Below are 25161 nucleotides of genomic sequence, written 5' to 3' on the forward strand. Positions count from 1 at the left end.
ACCTTAGGCCGCGAGTTCTCTTTGGATCTGCGAATACTGATAGCTCGAAATCGCTGTGATTTTGAGAATCAGCTCGCGGGTAATGCCGGCCTTGATTAGCGCCTTCGCATACTGGATTCTGCTTGTGTTCGACATAATTTACCTCACACGTTAAGACACTGTCGATTGGTTTACCCCAATAAAGATACAATAAAATTCTGACATTTCAATGTCAAAAATAATGCAATTTTTTTCGTATTTTCGGGTATATTGGGCCTAACTTGTTGATAGTTCGTGAATTAGGTCCATTCACTTTTTTTAGGGCGAGTGTGATATAGATTACAGGAAAATGCAGCTCTCTTTTGTTAACGTACTGTTACAAAAGACCCTTTAAAACAGGGAATTTGGCGCGGTATTCTTCTTGTGGGGCCGATTCAATTCGTGCATAAACGATGCCTTCTTCTTGGCCATTTGCGCTTGCGATAATTTCACCTTTTGGGTTGACTATCATGGAGTTACCGCCATTCAATTCGCTGCCGGTGCAGTTGACTGCGGCCACATAAACTTGGTCTTCGATGGCGCGGGCTTGCAGCAAAGTTTTCCAGTGGGCAATACGGGCGAGCGGCCAGGCGGCCTGAATGGTAATGAGTCTTGCGCCTGCCTTGACGGCGTCGCGGTAAAGTTCGGGGAATCGCAGGTCGAAACAAATGGTCGCGGCGGTGTTCCAGTTCGCGATTTTGAATAAATTAACGTTTTCGCCGGCGGTGAATTTGGCCTGCTCCATGAAGAAGGGGCGGCGCTTGTCGTAGTGGGAGAATTCCTGTGCGTTGCCGGGGGCGTAGACGCTGCTGTGGTTCAACAGGGCGCCGTTAGAACGTGCGATTCCTGCTCCCATGACGTAGCAGCCGGTTTGGTTCGCGAGTTCGTATAAGAGCTGGGCGGTTTCGCCGGAATCCTTGGTCGAAAAGTCTTCGGCGGCAGATTCGGGGTGCAGGGGCAAGTAGCCTGTGGCGAACATTTCGGGCAAAATGATAAGTCCCGGTACGGAGTCGCTTGCGTTTTTGCGAATTTTGGCGGTCAGTTCGCGCACTTTGGCGAAGTTTTTTGCCTTGTCGTTCGGGACGACATCCATTTGTACCAAGTAAATATCGAGCATACTATAAATATAGAACTTAGTTGGTAGAACTAAGAACTTAGTTTTTTCTATTTTAAAAAATATGAGATTACGCTCCCTGTTTGTTTTCGTTCTGCTTTTTGCGGCTGCCGTGTTTGCCGCGACCCCGACCTTGATTGTGGGTGTGGTTCTGGAATCCGAAACCGATTTGCCGATTAAGAATGCGACGATTACCTATGTCTCGGGTAAGAAGCTCGGTGAAACCGATTCCGATGGTCGATTCGAATTGACTGCCGATTCCAAGAATGCGGTGCTTATCTTTAAAAAAGACGGTTTCGATAGCGTGCAGGTGGAATTGCAGGATTTTGCGGACTTGTTCGACATGGTGATTACCATGCAGACGACTGCCGACGTGCGCAACCTGGGTACAAGCACCGTGATCGGTGGCGGTGGCGACAAGGTGCAATGGACTTTTGAACGCAAGGTGAATCTCGATAAGCTTGAAGATGCGGCCGGCATGCGTTTCGACGTGACGGAACACCTGAGCCAGATGCCGGGTATTTCGGGCCAGAAGGATTTTAGCAGCGCTCTTTATTACGAAGGTTCCCGTGCAAGCGATGTGGCTTACCACTTGGGCAGACTCCGCGTGCCGAACATGCGTCACTTGGATGTGGGTTTCCCGGGTAACCTTTCGGTAATCAACCCGCATATCTTGAGCGCCATCGAAATCCATGACCATTACGGCGAAGGCCCGATCGGTCAGGGCCTGGCAACGTCTGTGCAGTACATTCCCGAACAGACCAAGGGTGACTGGGGCCTGCGCGGAACGGCGGGTATTGCCTTGCAAGAAGTGGTGGTCGATGCTCCGTGGCTTTTCTGGGACAGCTTCCGTTTTTCGTTCCGCAGGCTCGATGACGAAATGCTCAAGAATATGGGTGAAAAGTTCTTTAGCGAATTCCGCAAGGACCGCAGCGGGGAATGCTCGGGTAGCGACTGCAACGTGAAAACCTCTGACCCGTACGACCTGACTGCTTTTGACGTGTATGCCCAGTTTAACGGTTCCGATAGCAGCGGCAATACTTGGGCCTTGCGTACCTTGTACAGTTCTGACGAATATAGCGTGCACCAGGATACCGCGACCTCTTATAACGAGGTGAACTCCATCGACATTATCGAAGGCAAGCAACAGTACTTGGTGGTGGGCGCCGAATACAATTCCCGCTTTGGAACCTCGGCTCATGCCGGCGTGGTGCGCGAAGTGCTGGGCGATACGCTCCGCGATACTAAGGGATTCCGCAATACGGCAAACTCCAAGGAAGCGGCCACTTATATCGATGGCTATGAACAGACCCATACGACTTTGACGGGTGGTGTCGATAAGAACTTCAAAGGAAGTATCCTGGGTTCCAAGTTGAGCTGGGCCTTGCTCTATGAACACCACTTTGTGGAACGCAGCTACCAGGATTATGGTGGCTCGATTACGGATGACTTTAATGCGGGCGTGTGGTCGGGTGCCGGCCGCATGAACTGGCAGAGCGATTTCTCTCAGAAGATTCTCTCTGTGGGTGCGGTGACCGATTTGGGCGAACGCGAAGCGGCGCCGACGGCCTCGTTCGACTTTGACCAGAACCTTTCCCGTATCGATACGGCTTACTGGCGCTTGATTGCGAATGCCGCCTACCGTAGCGACTGGAAACCTTATTACGACGATGGTGAACTGACGGGGCGCTTGGAATCGGGCGTGTCCGGCAAGCTCGGCTTGGGCTACAATTCCAAGTACTTTGTGGCACAGGGCTCTGGCTTTGGCCGCTACTACCCGGATCCGCTGCTCCCGATGCCCAAGGCATTTGCGCAGTACGAAGACGTGACTCCGATTGACTACGCCTGGGTGGCCGGCGCCTCTGCCACGATGGAACTCAAGACTTCGCACCATTTCTCAATGGCGACAAACGTGAGCTCGGTGTACGGAGAATACGAACTCGATGGTGGCAAGTCGCTCCCGTGGGAAGCGAACTCCCGTCTGGATATTCTTTCTCACTTCCGTTATTACCCGCGCAAGGATTCGATTCTTTCGTTCATCATTACGCACCATGCGGCATTGCACCGTCCGCTGTACTACTACGAAATCATGCCGTCTGATCCGAAGGACCGTAGCAACGGTACACGCCGTCTCAAGGACTTCCACGACTTTACGGATATGTTCCGTACGGATGCCCGCGTAAACCTGGATTTGATCGGCAAGAACAACAGCTTCTTCAGGACTGCAAGATTCTACGTGGAAGTGGACAACATCTTTGCGAACCTGGATGTCGATGCGCTCAAGTTCTTGGGTAGCGAAAACGCCCGTGAACGTTCTTGGGTAACTCGAGACGACAATGCCGACATTAACGACGGCTACGATCTGGTGCCGTTTATTGCGAAGGGCATGGGCCTGTACGTGCAATTCGGCGTCGAAGTACAGCTGGGAATCTAGTTGCTAGAAGATGAATGATGTGTAATGTGAAATGTGTGATGGGAAATAATACATCTCACATTCCTCATTTCTCATTTCACATTGATATTTTGGTTGGGCTCATGTTTCGGATACTTCTGACAGTACTTTTTCTGGGTGCCATGGCTTTTGCTCATGAGACAGATTCTCTGTTTGTTCCGCCGAAGCCCGAAAAGCCCTTGCGCTATTGCAGCTCCGTCAAGAAGTGGATTGCTTTTGCGACGGCAGATTCCAACATGGTCGAAATTACCCGCCTGAAGGGGGTGCGCATGGACTTGCGTTATGCGACCTTCGAGAATGTGACGGGCCACGATTTGTATTGTGGCGTACAGCGCGCCTTTGTGCATAAGGATGCCGCGGCAAAGCTCCGCAAGGCCGTGAAGATTATGGAACGCGAAATGCCGGGTTCCGAGCTCGTGATTTTTGATGCGTCGCGCCCGCTGTATGCACAGGAGGCTTTGCGGAAGACCGTGCGCGGTACGCCTTATTCGGCTTACGTGTCTTCGCCGGCCACGGGCGGGCTCCATAACTTTGGCTTGGCTCTGGATTTGAGCATTACCGATGCCGATGGCAACTTGCTTGACATGGGCACGGACTTTGATTCTTTTGAACGCTGCGCGGGCGAAGTCGGCGAAGCGGAAGCTTTAAAGAGCGGTCGCTTGACGCAGGAGCAGGTGGACAACCGCAATAAGCTTCGCAAGATTATGCGCGGGGCGGGCTGGGTCCCGCTCGGCAGCGAGTGGTGGCATTTTAACGCTTACCCTAGCAAGTACGTTCGCGAGAACTATCCGAAGTTCCCGTTGTAGCGCCCTTGTCTTGCCGCACATAGATGCGGCACCTCCTTTTACGGCTTTCCAAAACACCTGCAATCCATATTGCAAAAGTTTCTTTAAACAAATACAAAGGAGATCCCGGCTCAAGGCCGGGAAGACAATCTGGCTATTCAATTTCCACTTTGATTTCGACGTTTTGCACCCAGGGCTTGGGTGCGTTTATGATGGGATGCAGAATTTTGCGGACGGGGGCGAGGTCTTGTGTCTTGATGTAGAGCTTTGCCCAATGTACGTTTTGCACGACGGGCACGAAGGCATCCACAGGGCCGAGCACCATGAGGTTCTTGTTCGCACGGAGAAGGGCTTCGAGCCGTTCGACGGTGTGACGCAACAAGTCTTCGTCGCGACTGCCGCAGCTGATTTCCACGAGCTTGCAGAAGGGCGGGTAGAAGGCGGCGCGCCGGTCTTCCATTTCTTTATTCGCAAATCCGTTGAAGTCGTGGTTCACGGCAAATTGCATGATGGGTTCAGACGGCTTGAGCGTCTGGATAAGCACTTGGCCTTCGCCGCCGGCACGACCCGCGCGCCCTGCAGTCTGGCTGAGCAATTGGAATAGCCTTTCGGTGGAGCGGAAATCGGGAATGCCGAGTCCGCTATCGGCGCCAACGACCCCGACTAATTGCACGCCCGGAAAGTCGTGGCCCTTGGCGACCATCTGCGTTCCAATCAGAATGTTGTATTCGCGGTTGCGGAACGCGTCGAGAATCTTTTCGCTGGCACCCACGTTCTGGGTGGTGTCGCGGTCCATGCGAATCACTTTCGCATTCGGAATCCATTCGGCGATTTCTTCTTCGAGCATCTCGATGGCGCCGCCCACAAACTCGTAAGTTTCGGCGCCGCAGGCGCTACACGGTGTGTTCACCGGGTAAAGGGCGGCGCAGTAGTGGCACATGAGCGAGCGGTATTGCTTGTGGTATACGAGCGGAATGTGGCAATGCTTGCAGTAAAGCGTCTCGCCGCATTCGGTACACACGCGCATCTTCGAAAAACCGCGACGGTTCATGAGGATGATCGCCTGGTCCCCGCGCTCGATGCAATCGGTCAAAGCTTCGCGCAGCGTGGGTGACAACAGGATTCCCTTTTGCTGGCGCATCTTGCCCATGTCCACGATTTGCACCTTCGGGAGCGGCGCCTGTGTGGCGCGTTCCTTGAGCGAGACAATCTTTAAATTTTTTGCCTGGGCGTTATAGAATGTCTCGAGGCAAGGCGTGGCACTTCCGAGAACCACGAGGGCGCCGTACTTGTACGCCAAATGGAAAGCCATTTCGCGGGTGTGGTAGCGCGGCGCCGGATCCTGCTGCTTGAAGGAGGTGTCGTGCTCTTCGTCGAGAATCACCAGGTCAAAATCAAACGGCGCAAGAATGGCACTGCGGGTGCCGAGAACCACTTGCGCATCGCCCTTCAAAATGGAGACGTAGCCTTCGCGTTTTTGGGGTGCGGAAAGCGCCGAGTGCAAAACCACAATCGGAACTTGCAGAAAATCTTCAAAGCGCTTGAGCGTTTGCGGGGTAAGCCCGATTTCGGGCACGAGGATTAAAACTTTCTTGTTTTGCTTGAGGGCTTCGCGGGCGAGCTCCTGGTAAACGCGGGTCTTTCCCGAGCCTGTCACGCCGTGAAGCAATACGCCGCGGAAACCAGTCTTGTTCAGTTCTTCGCAAAGCGTGTTGAATGCGTTAGTTTGTTCTAAAGTGAGTGCCGGAGCGTTCGGGGTCGTTGCTCCTCTAGCCTCACGCGAGGTGGAGGCTTCCCCCTTTGTAAAGGCTAGAGCATCCAGGTACTTCTCGAAGTCGCTGGGCCAGAACACGAACAGCGCCTTCATGGGCGTGCTGATATAATAGCGTGCTGTCCATTCGAGCGATTCCATATAACGTTCGCTAAAGCGGTAGCCGGACTGGTGCGGGTAAGCAGGGCGCACATCAAACTTGGGGCGGTCCTGGTGGACGCGTGCGACCACGGCGAGGGCCGGCTTTTTACGGGTGGCAAACTGAACCCATACAACGTCTCCGCGGCAGAGGTTGACTCCGGCGGGGACTCCGTAGGTGTATACATCGGGGGCCATGGGAATGTACACTTCGCAAAAATCCGTTAACAATTCGGACTTGAGCTTCTGATGTACCTCTTCCGGGGCGCTAAGTTTTGGGATTCGTTTTGTCACGGGCTAAAAGATAGTTAATACCGCAAAAAGCGCCTATTTTACAATCTTTTTTGTTTCAAAAAACTTTTTTTGTTAGATTATAGTATGTAATTCCCCTTTGGGAGTTGCCATACTATTGGAGATCTCTATGAGCTTATTTGACGCCTTTAAACCGAAGTGGCAAAATTCCAACCCCGAAAAGCGACTGGAAGCAATCGCCGAATTGGGTGCGGACAACCAGGATGTCCTGGAACGTGTTGCCGAGTCCGATACCGATGCTTCTGTCAGGATTGCTGCCGTAAAGAAGTTGACAATCATTGCTACCCTGAAAAAGATTTCGGAACGCGATTCCGACGAAGAAGTAAAGCGTACGGCTAAGACTCGTTATTTGGAAGAAGTTGTCAAAAAGCTTAAAAACGAGGCTCAACCGAGTGCCGAGGATCTCGCTTATCTGCAAGATGTTAAGGATACGCACTATGCCGAAGACTTGCTCAAGGGTGTGAACACCGCAGGTCTCGTCCGTGCAGAACTCGTAAAGATTTGTACCAAGCAGTCGATCTTGGCCCTTGCCGCTAACCGCGACCTGGACGAAGATATCGCGATGACGGCTGCACGCAAGGTGACCTCCGACTCCTTGCTCCAGGATATCGCAAAGAGCTCCAGACAGCCCGAAGTACGCAAGGCTGCAAGCGAAAGAATCCGCGCAAGAAAAGATGCTGAAGACAACGGTAAAAAGGCGGCCGAACTCTTGGCAAGCAAGCGCGAAGCTCTTGTACAGCAAGCTCATTTCTTGGCAGCGCAGAAGGAACCTCTCTCTGTCAAGTCTCAGTTTGAATCTTTGATGGAAGAAGCCGCTAAGCTTGGCATGGGCGACAAGCAGGCGACGATCGACGAAGTTTATGCAAGCTTCAAGAAGTTCTGCGACGAAGCGGATGCCGCACGTATCGCAGCCGAAAAGGCCGAAGCCGAAAAGCAGGCCAAGATTGCTTCTCTCACGGCAGCTCTCGAAGAACTTGAAACCTTGATTTCTGAAAACAAGGTGGCTGACAACGCTGAACGCGTGGACGCCATTCTCGCTGAATGCGCCGAAAGCAAGTCCCTGATGGATTCCGCTTGGACCAAGCGTTACAATAACGCCACCTTCAAGGTGCAGGATTTGCGTAAGGTTAAAGAAGTCGTTGTTGACGTGCCCGAAGCGACCGACGAATCGGTGCGACCGGAACTGCTGGAACGCCTTAAGGCCTTGGCAGATACCGACGTGAACGACATGACCAAGAAGCATTTGCATGCCATTGTGCGCGAATGGGAAAAGCTTACGCTGTTGGAAGGCGAAGACCCGATGCTGCAGTCCTACAATGCGCTTCGCAATACGCTCTCTAATAAGATTTCTGCCTACGAAGAAGATTCGCAGAAGCGTTTCGAAGCCAATTCCGAAAAACTCAAGGCTATTATCGAAAAGGTGAAGGCTCTCGACGAAAACGAAGACTTCCGCGACTTGAACAAGAAGGTTCGCGAATTCTACCAGCAGTGGAAAGAAATCGTGGGTGAAAACAAGTTCAAGTACCACGACTTGTGGCAGGAATACAAGGCTGCAACCGCACGTTTCCAGGAAATGCAGCAGTGGGAAAACTGGCATAACGAAAAGGACCGTGATGACCTGCTCCTTGAAATGGATGCATTGACCAAGGAACCGGGCAGCCAGGCCGTTCTTGCCAAGCTCAAGGATATTACGAACCGCTGGAAAGAAATCGGACCTATTTCTGCAACCAAGTTGCAGGAATACCGCGACCATTTCCAGAGCAACTATGAAAAGATTAAGGAAAACTGCGCCGGCTACATCGAAGAGATGAATGCGGAACGCCAGAAGAACTTGGCCGACAAGGAAGCCCTTTGCGCCAAGATCGAAGAACTTGTCAAGAACACGGAAATGTTCTGGAAGGACAAGTACAAGGCCATGCAGGAAATCCAGGAACAGTGGAAGGCCATCGGCATGGTGCCGAAAGAAAATGTGGCCGCCCTTACCGAACGCTTTAAGGCTGCAACGACTGCCTACTATGCCCAGCACAAGGAAAACTTGAAGCAGGAAGACGAAAACCGCGAAGCCAACTACGAAAAGAAGGTGGCTCTCTGCATGGAAGCCGAAGCTCTCAAGGAATCCAACGATTGGAATGCTACTTCGAATAAATTAAAACAGTTGCAGGAATCCTGGAAGGCTGTTGGTCCTGTGCCGAAGAGCAAGTCTGACGAAATCTGGACTCGTTTCCGCACGGCATGCGACAGCTTCTTCGAAAAGAAACGCGCCCATTTCGAAGAAATGGACGCCTCGAAGCAGAAGAATCTGGATGCCAAGAACGCCTTGTGCGACAAGCTCGAAGCCATGGAAGCCGCAGCCCAGGGTACGCTTGACGAACTGAAGGCTGTCGAAGCGGAATGGAAGGCCATTGGCATGGTTCCGAAGGAAGCCATTGAGACTATCAGCAACCGCTACAACACGGTTTACAACAAGATTCTCGAACGCCTCGCTCACGCTGATTCTTCTTTGGCTCAGGGCCTCGACGTGATTAAGGAAAAGAAGAACGCCATGATCGATAAGGTTCGCCAGTTTGCCGAAAGCGCTGGCTCTAACCAGCTTGCCGACGCCGTTCGCGAACTCCAGAAGGAATGGCGCGAACTTGGATTCTGCGGCCTGGAAGACATGGACTTGTACAAGAAGTTCCGCGAAGCTTGCGATGACTTCTTTACCCGCCGTCGCGACCAGCTCGATATTCAGGAACAGGCTCGCCAGAACAACTTGCAGAAGAAGCTGTTGCTCTGCGAACAGGCCGAAGACTTGCTGACGGACTTGAACGAACAGACTGTCGGTGCCTCCATGAACAAGGTGAAGCACTTGCGCCGTCTGTGGAAGGAAGTGGGTGCCGTGCCGCGCGAACAGTCCGAAAAGACTTGGCAGCGCTTCAATTCCGCTTGCGACAAGGTGTTTGCCTTTGGCCGCAAGGACAAGGAAGAAGCATCGGCTGCTGCTCCGGCAGAAGCCTAGGCCTTCGATGTCTTCCCGGCCGTAGAGCCGGGATCTCCTTTTATCAATTTTTGATCGCGAGCATGTCTCGCGATTTTTTTATTTTTGGGCTATCATGCAATTTCCTCCTTGGACAAGTATTGACGATGCCGCGCGCCTGCTCCATGATGGACAGGTGGTTGCGATTCCGACCGAGACTGTTTACGGCCTTGCGGGTAATGCTTATTTGCCGTCGGCCCTGGCGCAGATTTTTGCGATCAAGGAACGCCCGACTTTTGACCCGCTGATTGTTCACATTTGCGAGATTTCGCAGTTGGCTGACATTGCCGAAAATATTCCCGAAGCGGCGTATGCGCTGGCGAAGGCCTATTGGCCGGGCCCGATGACTATGATTCTGCCCAAGAAGGAATGCATTCCGGATTTGTGCACGAGCGGGCTCCCGTCTGTGGCGGTGAGGTTCCCGAGCCACCCGGTGGCGCAAGAAATTATCTGGAAGGCGGGCGTGCCGCTCGCTGCCCCTAGTGCGAACTTGTTCAAGCATGTGAGCCCGACGACGGCCGAACATGTGGCGGCACAGCTGGCCGACCGTGGCCTTGCAGGAATCGTGGATGGCGGCCCCTGCAACGTGGGCGTAGAAAGTACTATTGTCTCTTTAGTGGGCGAGCCGACGGTGCTTAGACCGGGTGCGATTACGCCCGAGATGATTGCAAAAGTCATCGGTGATGTGAAGATTAAGGAGTCTACCTCTAAACCTGGGCAAGCGATGGCGGCGCCGGGGCAGTGCGATACGCACTACCGCCCGCAGGTTCCGCTCCTTTATGGCGAAATCCCTGCCGGCTTTACGCTTCCGGAACACTGCGTGCGGATTGCCTTCGGCAATACCCCCGGCGTTATTCCTGCAACGCTGAATCTGTCTGAATCGGGCAATATGCTAGAGGCGACAGCCAAGCTGTACGCCTATATGCATGACTTGGATGACCCCAAGTACGACTTGATTCTGGTGGACCCGATCCCGAATGTCGGAGTCGGTATGGCCTTGAATGACCGCCTCAAACGGGCGAGCATCAAGTTTTAGTCTTTCTTCTTTAAAATCTCGCGGAGTTCGTTGGCTGCGCGCTGCAAGTCATCGTTGATGATGACGTATTCGTACTTGCCTTGCGTCTTGGCAAATTCCATTTCTTTCTTGGCGTTCTTCAGGCGGAGCTGAATCACGTCTTCGGAATCGGTACCGCGACCGCGCAGGCGCTTTTCAAGTTCTTCTTCGCTGGGCGGCAAAATCAGGATGCCGGTAGCGTCGGGGTAGACTTTGTCAAAGTTCACCTTGCCAAAAACGTCGAGGTCAAAAATCACGCGGTTGCCTTCGGCGAGAGTCTTTTCGACAAAGCTCTTGGGCGTGCCGTAGTAATTGCCGTGGACTTCGTTCCATTCGATCAGGCCGTCTTCCTTGATGAGCTTTTCGAATTCTTCCTTGGTCTTGAAGAAATAATGGACGCCGTCAATTTCGCCTTCGCGGGGCTTGCGCGTGGTGGCCGAAATGGAATACTTGATGTCCGGAAAATCCTTGATGACCAAATCCTTGAGGGTGGTCTTGCCAGCGCCGCTAGCGGCACTCATAACGAATAATTTGTTGCGCATAAAAACCTTTTAACTTCTTGCAATCAATTTCAATGTGTAATGTGAAATGTTTCGTCATGCATTTCTCATTTCACATTCCTCATCACTAATCACTGTTTACTTCTTGTCCTCGATATAAAGCGGTCTCTGCTTGACTTCGTCGTAAATGCGGCCGATGTATTCGCCCATAATGCCAATAGACATCAGCTGAATGCCGCCGAAGAATACGATGGCGGTCATGAGCGATGCCCAGCCGGGAACGGTGGTGGCAGGACTGAGGAATTTTTCGAGAATCGACCAAATCAACACGCCGAGACCGACGACGGTCGCGAACAATCCGGCGTAGAAACTGATCTTGAGCGGGGCGGAACTGAAACCGGTGATGCCGTCGAGGGCGAGTCGCACCATCTTCTTGAGCGGATACTTGGAGGTGCCTGCAGTACGTTCGGCGCGGTCGTACTTGACGCCAATCTTCTTGAAGCCGACCCAGCAGACGAGCCCGCGCAAGAATCGGCTGCGTTCGGGCAGGTTGGTCAGCTGGTTCACCACGCAACGGTCCATCAGGCGGAAGTCGCCGGTGTCAGGCGGAATATCGATGCTCGTGAGCTTGCCGATCAGGCGGTAGAAACAGAAGGCGGTAAAGCGCTTGAAAATGGTTTCGCCTTTGCGCTTGTTGCGCTGGGCGTAAACGACCTGGTAACCTTCGCGCCACTTTTCGAGCATTTCGTGAATCAGGCTCGGCGGGTCTTGCAAGTCGCCGTCGATAATGACGACTGCGTCGCCTGTAGAATGGTCGAGGCCTGCGCTGAATGCGGCCTGGTGGCCGAAATTGCGGCTGAAGTTGATAATCTTGTTGTTCGGATTCTGGGGCAAAAGCGATTCTACGATTTCGCGGGTCTTGTCCTTGGAACCATCGTTTACAAAGATGAGTTCGTGCTCGATATTCTTGAGTTCTTCTTCAAGAACGCGGTAGGTTTCGGCGACGATTTCTTCTTCGTTAAAAACAGGAATGATTACAGATAACAGCATGATTTACCTAGGGAATAAGCGCGGGGTTGATGATGTCGACGTGATCGCAGTCCATGTCTTCGTAAGAGTTGGTCTTGATGATAAGCGTCTTCACGTTTTCGACGCTCACTTCGGCAACCTTTAAATTGCCGAGTGCGAATCGGCCGCTGTCGTGAATCACGTTGCCGTCGGCGATGATTTGCAATTGCACACCGTCGCTGCAGAGCGATTCTTCGTCAAGGCCGTAACCCATCTTGAAAGTCTTGTACTTGCCTTCGATATTGAATACCGTTTCGGAAGAGGCGTGTGTGCCAAAGCCGTCGTTGTAGAGCTTGCCACCCACCTTGAACGTATTGCCTTCAAGCGAGGTGTTCTTGTGGAGCTTGCCCCAAGCCTGCTTGTGGCTCACGTAGGGCAATTCTGTCAGCTGCACGGCGCCTTCGGCATTGTTAAAGTAGAACTTCTGGATGTCGGCCATGAGTTTGCCGTTTTCGCGATTCTGTACCACGAATTCCATCTGGTTGTAGCCGGACTTTAACTTGTCATTAGCGATGCTTCCGCTAAAGCTTCCGTTAGAGTAAGCGCCGTGTGCAATGGTGTCGCCATCGAAAAGAATGGTGTAGTCCCATTGGTTTGCAACGGCGGCGGTTTCGTTCAGGTTGAATCGGTAGAAGAGCGATTGCTTGGTGGAATCTTCGGAACCGGCTCTTAGTTCAAGATCGCTTACGGCAATAATGTTTTGCGGGTTGAATTCCTTGCGGCCGTTGAACTTGGCGATTTGCACCCAGTAGTTGTTGGTAATCAGGATGTTCTTGACGCCTTCCAGGTCCATGTCGCGTTCAAACACGTCGCAGGTGGTGGCAATGCGGTGTTCCACGGCCTTCTTGTGGTAAGTCTGGCTATCCCAGCAGTCAAGACCGCGAATGTAGTAGACTTCGCCTTTGTACTTATCGATGAGCTTCTTGAGGTCAAGCGTGCTCATTTGGCGTGCGCGGTCGTAATGGATAGACGATACCCCGTAACCGATAAAATGCCAGGGGCGGCCGTAAATGAACATGCGTTCCTTTTTCGGCTGTTCCTTGAGCCAACTCAGAATTTCGTATTCTTCGATGGTCAGGTGGTTACGGTTGTACATGATGTTCTTGTTGAAATCTTCTTTGTAGTGGAAAGTCCAACCGGTAAAGATAAGGCCTGCAACAAGAGTGACCAGGGCGGTCGTCATCGCGTTTTGCTTGGCGTCCTTGCTGCCCATGGAGCTAATCAGCAATTGCACCAGGTGCGTTACCGGGAGCGCGCCGACAAATGCCATCGACGGCAACATGACCAGGCTGTAGCGCTGGTTAATCTGGATGCTGAAATCGCCCGAGACGTTTTCGAGAATCACGTACGTCTGAATGTGGTACAAGAGCAAGAAGGCGAGAATTTCGAGGTAGAAGTATTCCTTCTTCTTGGCGCCCCAAATGGCGCGGACCAACAAGTAAATGGCGCCGATGGCGAACAGGTAATTAAAGTAAGTGAGGAAGGGGTTTTCGAGTTCGCCGTTCTTGGTGAGCGGCTTGGTCATTTCGGCCCAGTTGCGGGCGAGGTCTTCAAGGAAGTGGCCGTGGGCTTCGAATTCGCCGCCCTGGAATCCGAATCCCTGGAAATAACTGATGGTGAGGAGTGCCGGAACCGAGAACAGCGACAGCGTCACGAAGAATACGGGGGCCTTAGGGCCCTTGCTGTCCAGAATCTTGGGAAGGGCGAACACGATGAAGGCGAGGAGGCAGAAGACCGTTTCTTGGCGGGTCTGTGCAAAGAAGGCCAGCGAGAGTGCCAACAAAGCCCAGTGCTTAAGGGTATTGCGGTCGTAGGCCCACTTGAAAATCAACAGCGAAAGGGCGGAAAGGAAAATGTAGAGCGGTTCCACCGACATGGCGCGGAACTGGAAAAGTACCGTGGGCTGTAATGCGGTCAGTAGGGCGGCAAAGAAGGCGAGCAGGGGCATTCGTGTCCAGGCGACAATCGCAAGGAACATCAGGAGCACCGCCAGCGGGAGCATCAGGAGTTCCATGTGGAAAATCCAGTGCAGGTTGTTGCCCAGGAGCGGCATGCCGAGCAGGTAAAGGAAGGCGAGGCCCTTGGTCTTGAAACTGTTCGACTTGCCGACGCAATTCAGCTTGCCATTTTCGAAGAATCCCTGGTTGCAGGTGCCCGATTCCTGGTTGTAATACATATTCTGGGCAACCGACATGAACACACTTTCGTCGCTCTGCACGCGGTGGCGGGCTTCAATCTGGGTGCCGGCGAAAATCGTAATCGCGGCGGTAAAGGCGAGCATCAGGATAGAAATCTTCTTTTCGGGCAGAATGCCCTTGATCCATTCCCTGAAATCTTTATGCAAAAGGGCGAAAATGACAATCGCTGCAATCAGCTGAACGATAAATAGCGGGAGCGGCAGGTACAGGTCAAGATTCTTGATGGTATCTTTGTGCCCGATATTGGGACCTAGGTAAATCAGGAACGGAATTGCAATTGATACGACAAGGCCGATAATGGTTCCCGGATGGGCGAGATTCTTCAAAAGTCCAATAATGAAAGCTTTCATTTTATAAATATAAATAATGAAGGCGCCCAAGGGCGCCTAGTTCGTTTGGAATTAATCCGATTTCATTTTTGTGTGAGCATTACTTCTTCTTTTTGCTCTTTTTGCTTTTTTTGCTGGATTTCTTCGAAGACTTTTTAGACTTCTTGCTGGACTTCTTGGAAGACTTCTTGACTGCGGGCTTGGGTTCCGGTTCCGGAGCAGGTTCTGCGGCCGGTTCGGGTTCCGGTTCGGGCTCGGCAACTGCTTCGGGTTCAGCGGCAGCTTCTTCTGCGGCAGGCTCTTCGGCCGGGGCTTCTTCTGCTACAGGTTCCGTAGATTCGGTTGATTCGCTGGCAGTGGTGTCTTCGGAAGGAGTTTCTTCGGAGGCGCCGTAGCCGTAATCAGTTTCAGAGGTCGTTGCCGTGGTGTCCGGTTCAGAAGAGTCGTAAGCTCCGCCGGAGTAGTCAAAACCGGAGGATTCCTGCTGCGGTTCCGGTTCGCTGGATTCCGTGTTCTGGAAGGCGTCCATGTTGTAGGGGTTTTCAGACTTTTCTTCGGCCGGCTTCTTGTCGCCAGAAAGGTTGAAACCGTAAGAGAGCATGACGCCTACGCGGCCGGACGATGCCCTGACCTTGGTGTCCATGCTTTCGTAAGACTTGAGGAGAGAGGTGTAGTCGTAGTTGACTTCAAGTCCGATATTGAACGGCAGGATGACGCCGATACCGCCCTGGACAAAGAAGTTGAGAGGCTTTTCCCACCAGTTTCCGTTGCCCGAAAGCGGAGCGAGTGTACCGGCTCTTGCAACGATGTAGGGAGAAACGGCGTACTTGTCCTTGATCGGGTCGTAAGAAATGGTACCCCACAGAGGAACGGTAGCCGGCGTTACGACGGTGCCGCCCTTTTGCTGGGCGCTTTTATAGCCCAAGCCGCCACCGAAACGGATAGGAATGTTTTCGGGGGAGACGAGAATTTCGGAACCAATCATAAATACGAGATCGGTATCCCACTTGATGTCAGCCTTGTTGCCGCCCTTATCGTAAGCGAGGTTCACTTTTGTGGGGAAGAGAATTTCGGTGAGAGGGCGAATCTCAAGAGCGTTTGCGGTACCGACGAGACCTGCCAAGGTTACTAAAGCTGTTTTGTAAATATTTTTTAGCATATTAAGAGACCTTTGTTTTTCCTGCCCCAAAAATAGATATAAAACGTCCGTATATTCCCACTGATTTGGTAAAACATTTTTCACTAAGTTCCATTAATTATAAGGAGATTATAAGGTGTTTTCTGATGGGTTACCTTGAGAGATTGGCCAAAAAAAGTTAAATTTGGGTCGCAAATTCTAAAGAGAGGTTAAAAAAGTGCAAGACGCGTTGGTTACAAAAGCGGCTGACAACATTCGAATCCTTTCCGCTGCCATGGTGCAGAAGGCAAAGTCCGGTCACCCGGGTGGAGCCATGGGCGCAGCAGACGCCATTACGCTCCTGTATTCGGAATTTCTCCGTTTTGACCCCGAAAACCCCTACTGGGAAGCCCGCGACCGCTTCTTTATGGACCCGGGCCACATGTCCGCGCTCCTGTACGGCGAACTTGCCATGCTCGGCAACCTCTCGATGGAAGACCTCAAGAATTTCCGCCAGCTGGGTTCCCGCACTCCGGGTCACCCCGAAGTCGAAGTCGCCCTCGGCATTGAAAACTCCTCGGGCCCGCTCGGTATCGGTCATGCCGTAGCCCTCGGTAACGCTATTGCCGAACGCTTCATGGTCGAACGCTTTGGCGACATCCTGCAGCACAAGGTGGTCTGCCTCGTGTCTGACGGCGGCCTCGAAGAAGAAATCGCTTACGGTGTGGGTCGTATTGCCGGTCATCTGAAGCTTTCTAACCTCATTTTCTTCTACGACGCCAACCAGGTGCAGCTGTCCTGCAAGGTCGAAGACGTGATGAGCCACGACTTCAAGAAGCAGTACGAAGCATGGGGCTTCCGCGTGATTGACGTGGCCGACGGTCACAACATTGCAGAACTCCGCAAGGCTTTCAAGGCCGCTTGGGCCGAAACCGAAAAGCCGACCATCATCATCGGTCACACCACCATGGCCAAGGGCGCCATTGCCGAAGACGGCAAGTCCTTCGAAGGTGCCGTTTCTACCCACGGTCAGCCGCTGAACGCTGCTGGTGCTTCTACCGACGCAACCGTGAAGAACCTCGGCGGCGATCCGGCCGATGCATTCAAGATTTTTGACGACGTGAAGGCAGGCTTCGAAGCCCGCAAGGAAGAACTCCGCAAGGAAGTCGCCGAATGGAAGAAAGCCAAGGCTGCTTGGGATGCCAAGAACCCGGAAAAGGCTGCCACCCTCAAGGAATGGCTCTCGGGCAAGGCTCCGAAGATCGACCTTTCTGGCCTCGAACTCAAGGAAGGTGTCGCTACCCGCGTGACTTCCGGTACCGTGCTCGGCTACCTCGCTGAAAACGTGAAGAACTGCATCTGCAGCTCTGCTGACCTTTCTAACTCCGACAACACCCAGGCCTTCCTCAACAAGACCGGCATCTTCCGCGCAGGCGACTTCAAGGGTGCCTTCGTTCAGGTGGGCGTTGCCGAACTGACTATGGGCGCCATCTGCTGCGGTATCGCACTGCACGGCGGCCTCTATCCGATTTGTGCTACATTCTTCGTGTTCAGCGACTTCATGAAGCCGGCAATCCGTATGGCAGCCCTCATGAAGCTCCCGGTCAAGTTCATGTATACGCATGACAGCTTCCGCGTGGGCGAAGACGGCCCGACGCACCAGCCGATCGAACACGAAACCCAGATCCGTTTGCTCGAAGGTCTCAAGCGCGAAGACGGCAAGTCCGAAATGCTGGTGCTCCGCCCGGCCGACGCCTTCGAAACCGTGACCGCCTGGGAAATGGCTTTTGAAAACAACGATCGCCCGACCGCGATTATCCTTACCCGCCAGAACGTGAAGACGCTCCCCGGTGACAAGCGCTACGAAGCCTCCAAGGCATGCCGCAAGGGTGCCTACATCGTGAGCGACAACTGTGGCTCCGCACGCCCGGACCTGACCTTCGTGTCTAACGGTTCCGACGTGCTCCTGACTCACGACGCCGCTGAAATCCTCCGTGGCGAAGGCCTCAAGGTTCGCGTGGTCTCCATGATCAGCCCGGCCCTCTTCATGGCTCAGGACAAGGCTTACCGCGAATCCGTGATTGTTCCTTGGACTCCGGTGTTTGCAAAGTCCAGCGGCCTTCCGCTCCTGTTCGCCCAGATCGTGGGCGGCTTCGGCAAGGTCTCCGGTCTCGAACGCTTTGGCGCCTCTGCTCCGGCTGGCGTGCTCGAAAAGGAATTCGGTTACACTCCGGAAGCTGTTGTGGCTGCCGCGAAGGAATACCTCGCTGAATTCAAGGCAAACGTCGCTGAATTCAAGAAGTTCAACTAAGGTTTAAGATGATTTGCCCATTCTGCAAGAAAGATAACGACAAGGTGGTGGACAGCCGTGTGAGCGGTTCGTCTATCCGTCGCCGTCGTGAATGCTGCGAATGTGGCAAACGCTTTACCACCCGCGAATACATCGAAGTCCAGCCGCTGACCGTAATCAAGCGCAGTGGCGAACATGAACCGTTCCAGCGCGAAAAGCTCCTGCGCGGTATCATGAACTCCTGCAAAAAACGCCCCGTCTCGGTCGCCGACATTGAACAGCTCGCGACCAACGTGGAAAACGCCCTGACCGTGACTGAAAACTTCGAAGTCAGCTACGAACAGATCGGTAACCTGGTGATGCAGGAACTCAAAAAGCTCGATGCCGTCGCCTACGTGCGCTTTGCCTCGATTTACCGCGAATTCAAGGAAGTCGGCGAATTCGTGGACCAAATCAAGAGCATGGACAAGTAGCGAGCTTTTTGCTAGAATTGATTTTACGTTAGTAAAATCGAATCCGTGTGGTAATTAAAAAGAATTGTTCTGCATGAACCTGGATTTTCCGAAACTTTTAGATGCGGCTTTCAACAAGCGTTCTCCGTTGTTTGAAACGACGGAGGCTTTTCGCATTGTAAACGGGGCGCCGGACGGTTTCCCCGGCATGACGCTCGACAAGTTCGGTGACCGTTACCAGATTCAGTTTTTCGGCGATGAATTGCTCCGTGAAAAGCATGCCATTGCCGATGCGATTGCGCAGAAGTTTTCTCCCGTTTGCCTCGTTGTAAAGGAACGCCTTTCGCGTTCTGGCAAATCGCTGGAGAACCCGCCGATGGAAGTGGTGGTGGGCCGTCCCGAAGATTCTATAGGCGTTGTCCGCGAAGGTTCTGCGAAGTTCCACATCGATTTGCTCGATACGGTGAATCCGGGGCTGTTCCTCGACATGCGTGCGATCCGTTTGGAGATGGGGTCTCGGGCTGCAGGGCGCCGTATGTTGAACCTGTTCAGTTATACATGCGCTTTCTCGGTGCATGGTCGCCTAGGTGGCGCCGAGATTTCGACGAATGCCGACATTAGCGCAAAGATTCTAGACAAGGGCCGCGAGAATTACGCCCTCAACGGCCTCGAACCCAAGCAGGGTGAATTCTTCAGAGGCAATGCGGTTGAATACGTTCACTGGGCGCAAAAGAAAGGCTTCAAGTTCGATGCCATTGTGCTCGACCCGCCCAGCTTCGCCCGCTTCAAGGGCAAGAACTTTAACGTGCGCGAACACTTGATGCCGCTCGTGGCCGACTGCGCTACGCTCCTGAACAAGGGCGGCCTCTTTATGGTGAGTTCCAACTACAGCGAATTCAATTTATCCGCCTTCTCGCGCAATGCACTTGCATCGGTTGCGTCAGTTCACCCCAGCGCCAAGACGCTCTGGAGCAAGTCGCAGGACATCGACTTCGTGGGCTCCGGCCACACCAAAGATAGCTGCCTCGTGGCAACGCTCATTGAAGTGTAATGATTGAAGCTTTGTTTTAGGCTTTCATGCGCCGACGGATTTCGGCTTTGACTTTATCAAGATCGCTGCTTGTAAGAATCGGAATTAACTCGTTGATTTCTTCGATGGGCTTGTCCCACCACTTGAATTTGAGCAGGAGTTCCGTCAGGTCTTCGTCAAAACGATAGCGGATGGCTTCGGCGGGGTTTCCGACCACAATCGTATAAGGCTCTACGTCGCTACCGACGACGCTGTTCGCGCCGATGATGGCGCCATCACCGATATGCACGCCCGGCAAGATGGTGGCGTTCTGTCCGATCCATACATCGTTTCCGATGACAGTGTCGCCCTTGAACGGCAAGTCGCTTTTGGCGGGCGGATTCATTGTCCAGCCTTCCAGCGTATAGAACGGGAAGGTTGAAACCGCATTCATCTGATGGTTGGCGCCGTTCATGACGAATTCCACGCCGGCGGCAATCTGGCAGAACTTTCCGATAATGAGCTTGTCGCCGATAAAGTCATAGTGGTGCGTCACATGGCTTTCGAATTTCGAGTCCGCGATATAGGTGAAGTCCCCGACAATGATGTTCGGGTTCTTGATGGTTGGCTTGACGTAGATTTCCTTGTCGTAGCCTGCGATCGGATGCACCGTGTTCGGATTCGGAGCGGTCATGGAACCTCTACTTGGCGGCGATGGTGAACATGCCGCTACGCGGGATGTGAACCTTCCAGGTGAGCCATTTCATCTGCTTGTCGTTTACCATGAGGTAGGGGTCTACGAGAGCGACGCTCTTGGTGCCGGCGAAGTCCATCGCGGTGCCGGCGTTTTCGTCGAAGTTCTTGCCCTTGCCGAATACCTGATAGAATAGCGGCTGCCCGAAGGTCACCATGATTTCGGGCTGAATAAAGCTGAGTTCCTTGGTGAGCATCTTGCGGAGCGCGGCTTCAAGAAGCGGCGCGAGCGGGCGCTCGGTGGACTTGAAAAAGTAGGTGATGCCGATGTCGTTTTGATTGATGCTCAAACTTGCGAATAGGCGCGAAAGCATCTGCCCGACGGCGGTTCCGAAGAAGGCGTCGGTGTTTGTCGCCGAGATGTTCGCTGCCTCGGCCATTTTAATGGCGGGGAGCAGGAAAAGTACTTTCGGCTTGGCGGGGCCAACATAGCGGGCGAGCGCAGCTTCTTTGGCGTACATGGCTTCGCCCTTGATGGATTCGTAGAATGCGTCAAGAGAATCGACAGATTCGAAGGCAGATGCCGCGCGCTTTACGATGCGCTCAGTCGGCATGTTGGCGGCAGAAATGGTGGTTGCCTTGGAATCGACGGCGCCGAAGAGCGAAGGCGCGAATCCGGTGGTGTCCGGAATCGGGGCCTGTGCAGATCCTGCTGCGGGAGCCGAGCTGTTCGGGAATTGAGGCGGCAGGTTGCGCGGCGCCGGGCGAGCTGCGGCCGGAGTCGGCGGAACAATGCTCGGTGCGACAGGGCGCGGGGGAACAGGCGCTGCTGGGCGTGCTGCAGGCGCTCCAGGAACTGCGGGCTTGCGCGTGAGCGTCCACGGCTCGTCTAGCAAGAGTTCCGCTTCGCCCAGGTCGATTTGTCCTGAAAGGTAGTTGCGCAGTTCGCTAAAGTCAAATTCGTCAGCCATTCAGGCGCTCCAGGCAAAAGTTCAAAATCGTCTCGGCCAAATCGACCTTCTCGCCCATGGCGAGCGGTGGAACGGGCTTGCCCTTTTCCACCAGGGCGAACCGCACGCAGTCGCGGCCAAAGCCGGAATCAGCGGCCACAGGTGCGTTCAAAAGCAATGCATCGGCGCCGCTCTTGGCAAGCTTTTCGGCGGCATGTTCTTCGAAGTGGTCGGTTTCAAGTGCGAATCCGACAATCACTTGGTCGTCGCGTTTTTGGGCGACGCTGTCTCGCAAAATATTCGGGTTCGGTTCCAGCTCCAGAATCAGCTGGCTGCGGCTATCCTTAATCTTTTCGGTGGCAGCCACTTTCGGGCGGTAGTCGGCAACGGCGGCGCAGTGAACGAGCGCGCTTGCACTCTTCATTCGTTCAAGGACGGCATCGTGCATGTCGCGGGCGCTTGTCACTCGAGTCACTTTCACGCTACCCGGGAACGCCGCCTCCATCGGGCCCGCGATGACTTCAACTTCAAAGCCGTTGGCATAGAACACCGAGGCGAGAGCCACGGCAGTCTTTCCGCTGCTGCGGTTGCTGATGTAGCGTACCGGGTCGATGGCTTCTTCGGTACGGCCAGCGGTCAAGAGAACTTTCTTGCCGTAGCCGGGGAGGCTTGCGTCTTGTGTCGGCGGAACATCTTGTGCAACAGGGCATGCCGGCGCGGGGGTCTTAGGGGCCGAGCCCCTAGGCGATGGGGTAGCGGAAGACGCGCAAGCGGCTGCAGCGAGGGGCAGGCTTGCCCCTTCCAGCCATTTCACGATTTCTGCAGGTTCCATCAGGCGACCCTGTCCGACTTCACCGCAGGCGAGTTCACCCGCAGGCGATTCAAGTACGGTTGTGTCTTCAAAGCCGCGCAAAATTTCGAGGTTGCGCTTTACGGCGGGGGAGTTGTACATGGCCACATTCATGGCGGGCGCAATCACGCGCGGGCAAGTGCAGCTCATAAAGCAAAGGCTTACCGGATCGTCGGCGATACCGCAGGCGAATTTCCCGATGACGTTTGCGGTCGCGGGCACCACCAAATAGAGGTCAGCCCAGCGCGGAAAATCGATATGCTGGAAGGGACGCGCCTCGACGGCTCCGTTCTTCAGGTACACGGGACACTTGCTAAGGCTTGCAAAAGTCAGCGGTGCCACGAATTCGGTAGCCGCATCGGTCATGCACACGCGTACTTCGGCGCCCTTTTTCTGTAACAGGCGCAACAGCTCGCAGCTTTTGTACACGGCAATGCCGCCCGAGACTCCGAGCAAGATTTTCTTTCCAGCGAGGTTCATAGGATGCAAGATAGAAATTTAAAAATGTCATAAAAGAAACCCCGCGACTTTCATCGCAGGGTTCCTTAAAGCATTAAGCTTTTGAAGAAGCTAATTAAGCTTCGGCTTCAGCGTCAGCCTTCTTCTTGGAAGCCTTCTTCTTCGGGGCGGCGGCTTCACCAATGGTGGTGCCAGATTCGCCCGGCTTGTGAGAGTCCATCCAAGCCTTGAGCTCAGCGGATTCACGGTTCTTGAAGTAGTCAACCACAGAGAGGAAGATCTTACGGTTGTTCTGATCGATTTCGGTCACAACGGCCGGAACTTCGTCGCCAACCTTGAATGCATCGGCCGGAACCTTGATGTATTCAGCGGTGAGCTTGGAAACCGGGATGAAGCCTTCGATACCGTCAGCGAGTTCAACCACGACGCCGCGGTCGAGCATGCGAACGATCTTGCCCTTCACTTCGGAGTTCACCGGATAGGTGTTGTCGATGGTGTCCCACGGATCTTCGGTGAGGTGCTTCATGGACAGAGAAATGCGGCGCTTTTCCTTATCGACGGCGAGCACGACGCATTCGACCTTGTCACCCTTCTTGACCATTTCGTTCGGGTGAGTGATCTTCTTGGTCCAGGACATGTCGGAAACGTGGATGAGGCCATCAACACCTTCCTTGATTTCGACGAAGGCGCCGAAGGAAGCGATGTTGCGGATTTCACCAACCACGCGGGCACCCGGCGGAAGTTCGGTTTCGATAGAATCCCACGGATCGGATTCGAGCTGCTTCATGCCGAGAGAGATACGTTCTGCATCTTCTTCAACCTTGAGCACGACAGCTTCGACTTCCTGACCAACAGTGAGGATCTTGGACGGGTGCTTGACATGCTGAGTCCAGGACATTTCGGAAACGTGGATGAGGCCTTCAACGCCGCTATCCAGTTCAACGAATGCACCGTAATCGGTAATGGAAACAACCTTACCCTTAACGATGGCGCCTTCCGGATAACGTTCGGCGATGTCCTTCCACGGATGCGGCTTAAGCTGCTTCATGCCGAGAGAGATACGTTCCTTCTTGTCGTTGAAGTCGAGAACCATAACTTCGACTTCCTGGCCGAGCTGGAGCAATTCGGTCGGGTGGTTGATGCGCTTGTAGCTCATGTCGGTGATGTGGAGGAGGCCGTCTACGCCGCCGAGGTCAATGAATGCACCGAAGTCGGTGATGTTCTTGACGATACCCTTGCGGACCTGACCCTTCTCGAGAGTTTCGAGAACGTCGCCACGCTGCTTGTTGCGTTCTTCTTCGAGAACAACACGGCGAGACACGACGATGTTGCGGCGAGCCTTGTTGACCTTGATAACCTTGAGGTCGTATTCCTGACCGATGAGGGCGTTGATGTCCGGGATCTGACGGAGGTCGATCTGGGAACCCGGGAGGAAGGCGTCGATGCCGAACAGGTCGACAACCACACCGCCCTTGATACGCTTCGTGAGCGTACCACGCACGACTTCGTTGTTTTCGAATGCTGCGTGGATGCGATCCCACACGCGCACGAAGTCGGCCTTCTGCTTCGAAAGGATGAGACGGCCGTCTTCATCTTCGAGCTTTTCGACAAACACTTCGATTTCGGAACCGATTTCGAGGGAGTCCGTGTCCTTGAATTCAGCACGGTCAATGACACCTTCGGACTTGTAGTTCACGTCGATCAAGACTTCCTGGTCGTTCACCTGGCTAATCTTACCAGTGACGAGCTTGCCCTGTTCGAGGCAATCCATGCCGGCGTAAACGTCAGCGTTCTGCTTACGGAAGTCGGGGCTGCATTCGCCCTGAGCGGCGAGGATTTCAGCGAGATCTTCAGCGGTACCGAATTTGAGATTTTGAGACATATTGTTTAATTGGGTTGCGGAACAAAGGATTCAGGCTACGCCACTACACCTACGTAGTCGAGAATCTTTTGAACCTGTTGTTGGATTGAGATGTGTGTAGTGTCAATTTCAATAGCGTCGTCCGCTTTCTTTAACGGGGCGGTGGCGCGGGAAGAATCCAGGCGGTCGCGTTCGACCAGGTTGTTGAGGACTTCTTCGAGAGTCACCTTTTCGCCCTTTTCAAGGAGTTCCTTGTAGCGGCGTTCGGCACGGACTTTAACATCCGTAACCATGAAAAACTTGTACTTGGCATCGGGGAACACCACGGTTCCGATGTCGCGGCCATCCAGAATGCAGCTCTGCTTCTTGCCGATTTCTCGCTGTTGCTTGGTCATGGCGGCACGGACCGACGGGAGTGCGCAGTAGATGCTCACGTTGCTCGATACCTTCATGCCGCGGATTTCGTTTTCGCGGCAGACACCGTTAATGAGGATGTGGTTTTCGGAATCGAACCCGAGGGTCAGGTTTTCGAGCAATTTGTCCATCGCGGGGCCTTCTTCGGCAGCAAGTCCTGCGTCGAGGGCGGCAAGTGTCACGGCGCGGTACATGGCGCCCGTGTCCAAATAGGTAATACCCAAAGTCTTTGCAACGATTTTTGCAGTGGTACTCTTGCCGGTACCCGAACCGCCATCAAGGGCGATGACAAAATTTTCAGAATTGCTCAT

General features: G+C 53.6%; 19 protein-coding genes. 7 read left to right on the forward strand and 12 right to left on the reverse strand.

What is annotated here, in order from left to right; genetic code table 11:
- Positions 1-3: 3 nt before the first annotated feature.
- Positions 4-135 (reverse strand): hypothetical protein, encoded by a 132-nt coding sequence (locus B7989_RS14230; protein ID WP_255406369.1) that lies wholly within the window; start codon positions 133-135, stop codon positions 4-6.
- Between the two features lie 220 nt (positions 136-355).
- Entirely contained in the window at positions 356-1135 is a 780-nt protein-coding gene (locus B7989_RS04345; RefSeq protein ID WP_088627390.1) for a nitrilase-related carbon-nitrogen hydrolase, read from the reverse strand.
- A 61-nt stretch (positions 1136-1196) separates the two neighbouring features.
- On the opposite strand from B7989_RS04345, the gene B7989_RS04350 reads away from it, so the two are divergent.
- Entirely contained in the window at positions 1197-3566 is a 2370-nt protein-coding gene (locus B7989_RS04350; RefSeq protein ID WP_088627391.1) for a hypothetical protein, read from the forward strand.
- A 101-nt stretch (positions 3567-3667) separates the two neighbouring features.
- Positions 3668-4390, forward strand: a complete 723-nt coding sequence (locus tag B7989_RS04355; protein WP_233144245.1) for a M15 family metallopeptidase — start codon at positions 3668-3670, stop codon at positions 4388-4390.
- A gap of 133 nt (positions 4391-4523) precedes the next feature.
- Here the strand turns inward: B7989_RS04355 and priA are convergent, their stop codons facing one another.
- On the reverse strand, positions 4524-6572 hold the full coding sequence (gene priA / locus B7989_RS04360) for a primosomal protein N' (RefSeq protein ID WP_088627392.1): 2049 nt from the start codon (positions 6570-6572) through the stop codon (positions 4524-4526).
- A 127-nt stretch (positions 6573-6699) separates the two neighbouring features.
- Between priA and B7989_RS04365 the strand changes: the two genes are divergently transcribed.
- Together B7989_RS04365 and B7989_RS04370 are read left to right on the forward strand one after the other, a co-directional pair.
- A complete protein-coding gene (locus B7989_RS04365) occupies positions 6700-9588 on the forward strand; it encodes a DUF349 domain-containing protein (protein WP_088627393.1) in 2889 nt (962 codons plus the stop codon).
- Between the two features lie 94 nt (positions 9589-9682).
- Positions 9683-10642: an L-threonylcarbamoyladenylate synthase gene (locus B7989_RS04370; RefSeq protein WP_088627394.1), complete on the forward strand. Its 960-nt coding sequence runs from the start codon at positions 9683-9685 to the stop codon at positions 10640-10642.
- Here the strand turns inward: B7989_RS04370 and gmk are convergent.
- From gmk to B7989_RS04390, 4 genes are all read right to left on the reverse strand, one after another.
- Entirely contained in the window at positions 10639-11202 is a 564-nt protein-coding gene (gene gmk, locus B7989_RS04375) for a guanylate kinase (protein WP_088627395.1), read from the reverse strand. The genes B7989_RS04370 and gmk overlap by 4 nt on opposite strands.
- A gap of 96 nt (positions 11203-11298) precedes the next feature.
- Complete coding sequence (locus B7989_RS04380; RefSeq protein WP_088627396.1) at positions 11299-12210, reverse strand: glycosyltransferase family 2 protein; 912 nt, start codon at positions 12208-12210, stop codon at positions 11299-11301.
- 7 nt (positions 12211-12217) lie between these two features.
- Positions 12218-14776: an NPCBM/NEW2 domain-containing protein gene (locus B7989_RS04385; RefSeq protein ID WP_088627677.1), complete on the reverse strand. Its 2559-nt coding sequence runs from the start codon at positions 14774-14776 to the stop codon at positions 12218-12220.
- A 79-nt stretch (positions 14777-14855) separates the two neighbouring features.
- Complete coding sequence (locus B7989_RS04390; RefSeq protein ID WP_088627397.1) at positions 14856-15914, reverse strand: hypothetical protein; 1059 nt, start codon at positions 15912-15914, stop codon at positions 14856-14858.
- Positions 15915-16110: 196 nt separating this feature from the next.
- Between B7989_RS04390 and B7989_RS04395 the strand changes: the two genes are divergently transcribed.
- From B7989_RS04395 to B7989_RS04405, 3 genes are all read left to right on the forward strand, one after another.
- Entirely contained in the window at positions 16111-18183 is a 2073-nt protein-coding gene (locus B7989_RS04395) for a transketolase (RefSeq protein ID WP_088627398.1), read from the forward strand.
- Between the two features lie 8 nt (positions 18184-18191).
- On the forward strand, positions 18192-18635 hold the full coding sequence (nrdR, locus tag B7989_RS04400) for a transcriptional regulator NrdR (RefSeq protein WP_072977912.1): 444 nt from the start codon (positions 18192-18194) through the stop codon (positions 18633-18635).
- Between the two features lie 73 nt (positions 18636-18708).
- The gene (locus B7989_RS04405; RefSeq protein WP_088627399.1) at positions 18709-19665 is read left to right on the forward strand and encodes a class I SAM-dependent rRNA methyltransferase; all 957 of its coding nucleotides are present in this window, start codon (positions 18709-18711) and stop codon (positions 19663-19665) included.
- Positions 19666-19681: 16 nt separating this feature from the next.
- Here the strand turns inward: B7989_RS04405 and B7989_RS04410 are convergent, their stop codons facing one another.
- The 5 genes from B7989_RS04410 to cmk all read right to left on the reverse strand — a co-directional run bounded on the left by B7989_RS04410 (position 19682) and on the right by cmk (position 25161).
- Positions 19682-20317 (reverse strand): CatB-related O-acetyltransferase, encoded by a 636-nt coding sequence (locus B7989_RS04410; RefSeq protein ID WP_088627400.1) that lies wholly within the window; start codon positions 20315-20317, stop codon positions 19682-19684.
- A gap of 7 nt (positions 20318-20324) precedes the next feature.
- Positions 20325-21287 (reverse strand): hypothetical protein, encoded by a 963-nt coding sequence (locus tag B7989_RS04415; RefSeq protein ID WP_088627401.1) that lies wholly within the window; start codon positions 21285-21287, stop codon positions 20325-20327.
- A complete protein-coding gene (locus tag B7989_RS04420; RefSeq protein WP_088627402.1) occupies positions 21280-22596 on the reverse strand; it encodes a phosphopantothenate--cysteine ligase family flavoprotein in 1317 nt (438 codons plus the stop codon). Before B7989_RS04420 ends, B7989_RS04415 begins: the two co-directional genes overlap by 8 nt.
- Positions 22597-22690: 94 nt before the next feature.
- On the reverse strand, positions 22691-24457 hold the full coding sequence (gene rpsA, locus B7989_RS04425) for a 30S ribosomal protein S1 (RefSeq protein ID WP_088627403.1): 1767 nt from the start codon (positions 24455-24457) through the stop codon (positions 22691-22693).
- Positions 24458-24492: 35 nt separating this feature from the next.
- Positions 24493-25161 carry a (d)CMP kinase gene (cmk, locus tag B7989_RS04430; protein ID WP_073320900.1) on the reverse strand — a complete coding sequence of 223 codons (669 nt, stop codon included), beginning with the start codon at positions 25159-25161 and terminating at the stop codon, positions 24493-24495.

The sequence above is a fragment of the Fibrobacter sp. UWB5 genome, assembly GCF_002210295.1.
Taxonomy (GTDB): domain Bacteria; phylum Fibrobacterota; class Fibrobacteria; order Fibrobacterales; family Fibrobacteraceae; genus Fibrobacter.

What these genes read in the sequence shown, in the direction of transcription:
- B7989_RS14230 (WP_255406369.1), bottom strand. Translation starts at nt 135, where the DNA reads ATGTCGAACACAAGCAGAATCCAGTATGCGAAGGCGCTAATCAAGGCC.
- B7989_RS04345 (WP_088627390.1), bottom strand. Translation starts at nt 1,135, where the DNA reads ATGCTCGATATTTACTTGGTACAAATGGATGTCGTCCCGAACGACAAG.
- B7989_RS04350 (WP_088627391.1), top strand. Translation starts at nt 1,197, where the DNA reads ATGAGATTACGCTCCCTGTTTGTTTTCGTTCTGCTTTTTGCGGCTGCC.
- B7989_RS04355 (WP_233144245.1), top strand. Translation starts at nt 3,668, where the DNA reads ATGTTTCGGATACTTCTGACAGTACTTTTTCTGGGTGCCATGGCTTTT.
- B7989_RS04365 (WP_088627393.1), top strand. Translation starts at nt 6,700, where the DNA reads ATGAGCTTATTTGACGCCTTTAAACCGAAGTGGCAAAATTCCAACCCC.
- B7989_RS04370 (WP_088627394.1), top strand. Translation starts at nt 9,683, where the DNA reads ATGCAATTTCCTCCTTGGACAAGTATTGACGATGCCGCGCGCCTGCTC.
- gmk (WP_088627395.1), bottom strand. Translation starts at nt 11,202, where the DNA reads ATGCGCAACAAATTATTCGTTATGAGTGCCGCTAGCGGCGCTGGCAAG.
- B7989_RS04380 (WP_088627396.1), bottom strand. Translation starts at nt 12,210, where the DNA reads ATGCTGTTATCTGTAATCATTCCTGTTTTTAACGAAGAAGAAATCGTC.
- B7989_RS04385 (WP_088627677.1), bottom strand. Translation starts at nt 14,776, where the DNA reads ATGAAAGCTTTCATTATTGGACTTTTGAAGAATCTCGCCCATCCGGGA.
- B7989_RS04390 (WP_088627397.1), bottom strand. Translation starts at nt 15,914, where the DNA reads ATGCTAAAAAATATTTACAAAACAGCTTTAGTAACCTTGGCAGGTCTC.
- nrdR (WP_072977912.1), top strand. Translation starts at nt 18,192, where the DNA reads ATGATTTGCCCATTCTGCAAGAAAGATAACGACAAGGTGGTGGACAGC.
- B7989_RS04405 (WP_088627399.1), top strand. Translation starts at nt 18,709, where the DNA reads ATGAACCTGGATTTTCCGAAACTTTTAGATGCGGCTTTCAACAAGCGT.
- B7989_RS04410 (WP_088627400.1), bottom strand. Translation starts at nt 20,317, where the DNA reads ATGACCGCTCCGAATCCGAACACGGTGCATCCGATCGCAGGCTACGAC.
- B7989_RS04415 (WP_088627401.1), bottom strand. Translation starts at nt 21,287, where the DNA reads ATGGCTGACGAATTTGACTTTAGCGAACTGCGCAACTACCTTTCAGGA.
- B7989_RS04420 (WP_088627402.1), bottom strand. Translation starts at nt 22,596, where the DNA reads ATGAACCTCGCTGGAAAGAAAATCTTGCTCGGAGTCTCGGGCGGCATT.
- rpsA (WP_088627403.1), bottom strand. Translation starts at nt 24,457, where the DNA reads ATGTCTCAAAATCTCAAATTCGGTACCGCTGAAGATCTCGCTGAAATC.
- cmk (WP_073320900.1), bottom strand. Translation starts at nt 25,161, where the DNA reads ATGAGCAATTCTGAAAATTTTGTCATCGCCCTTGATGGCGGTTCGGGT.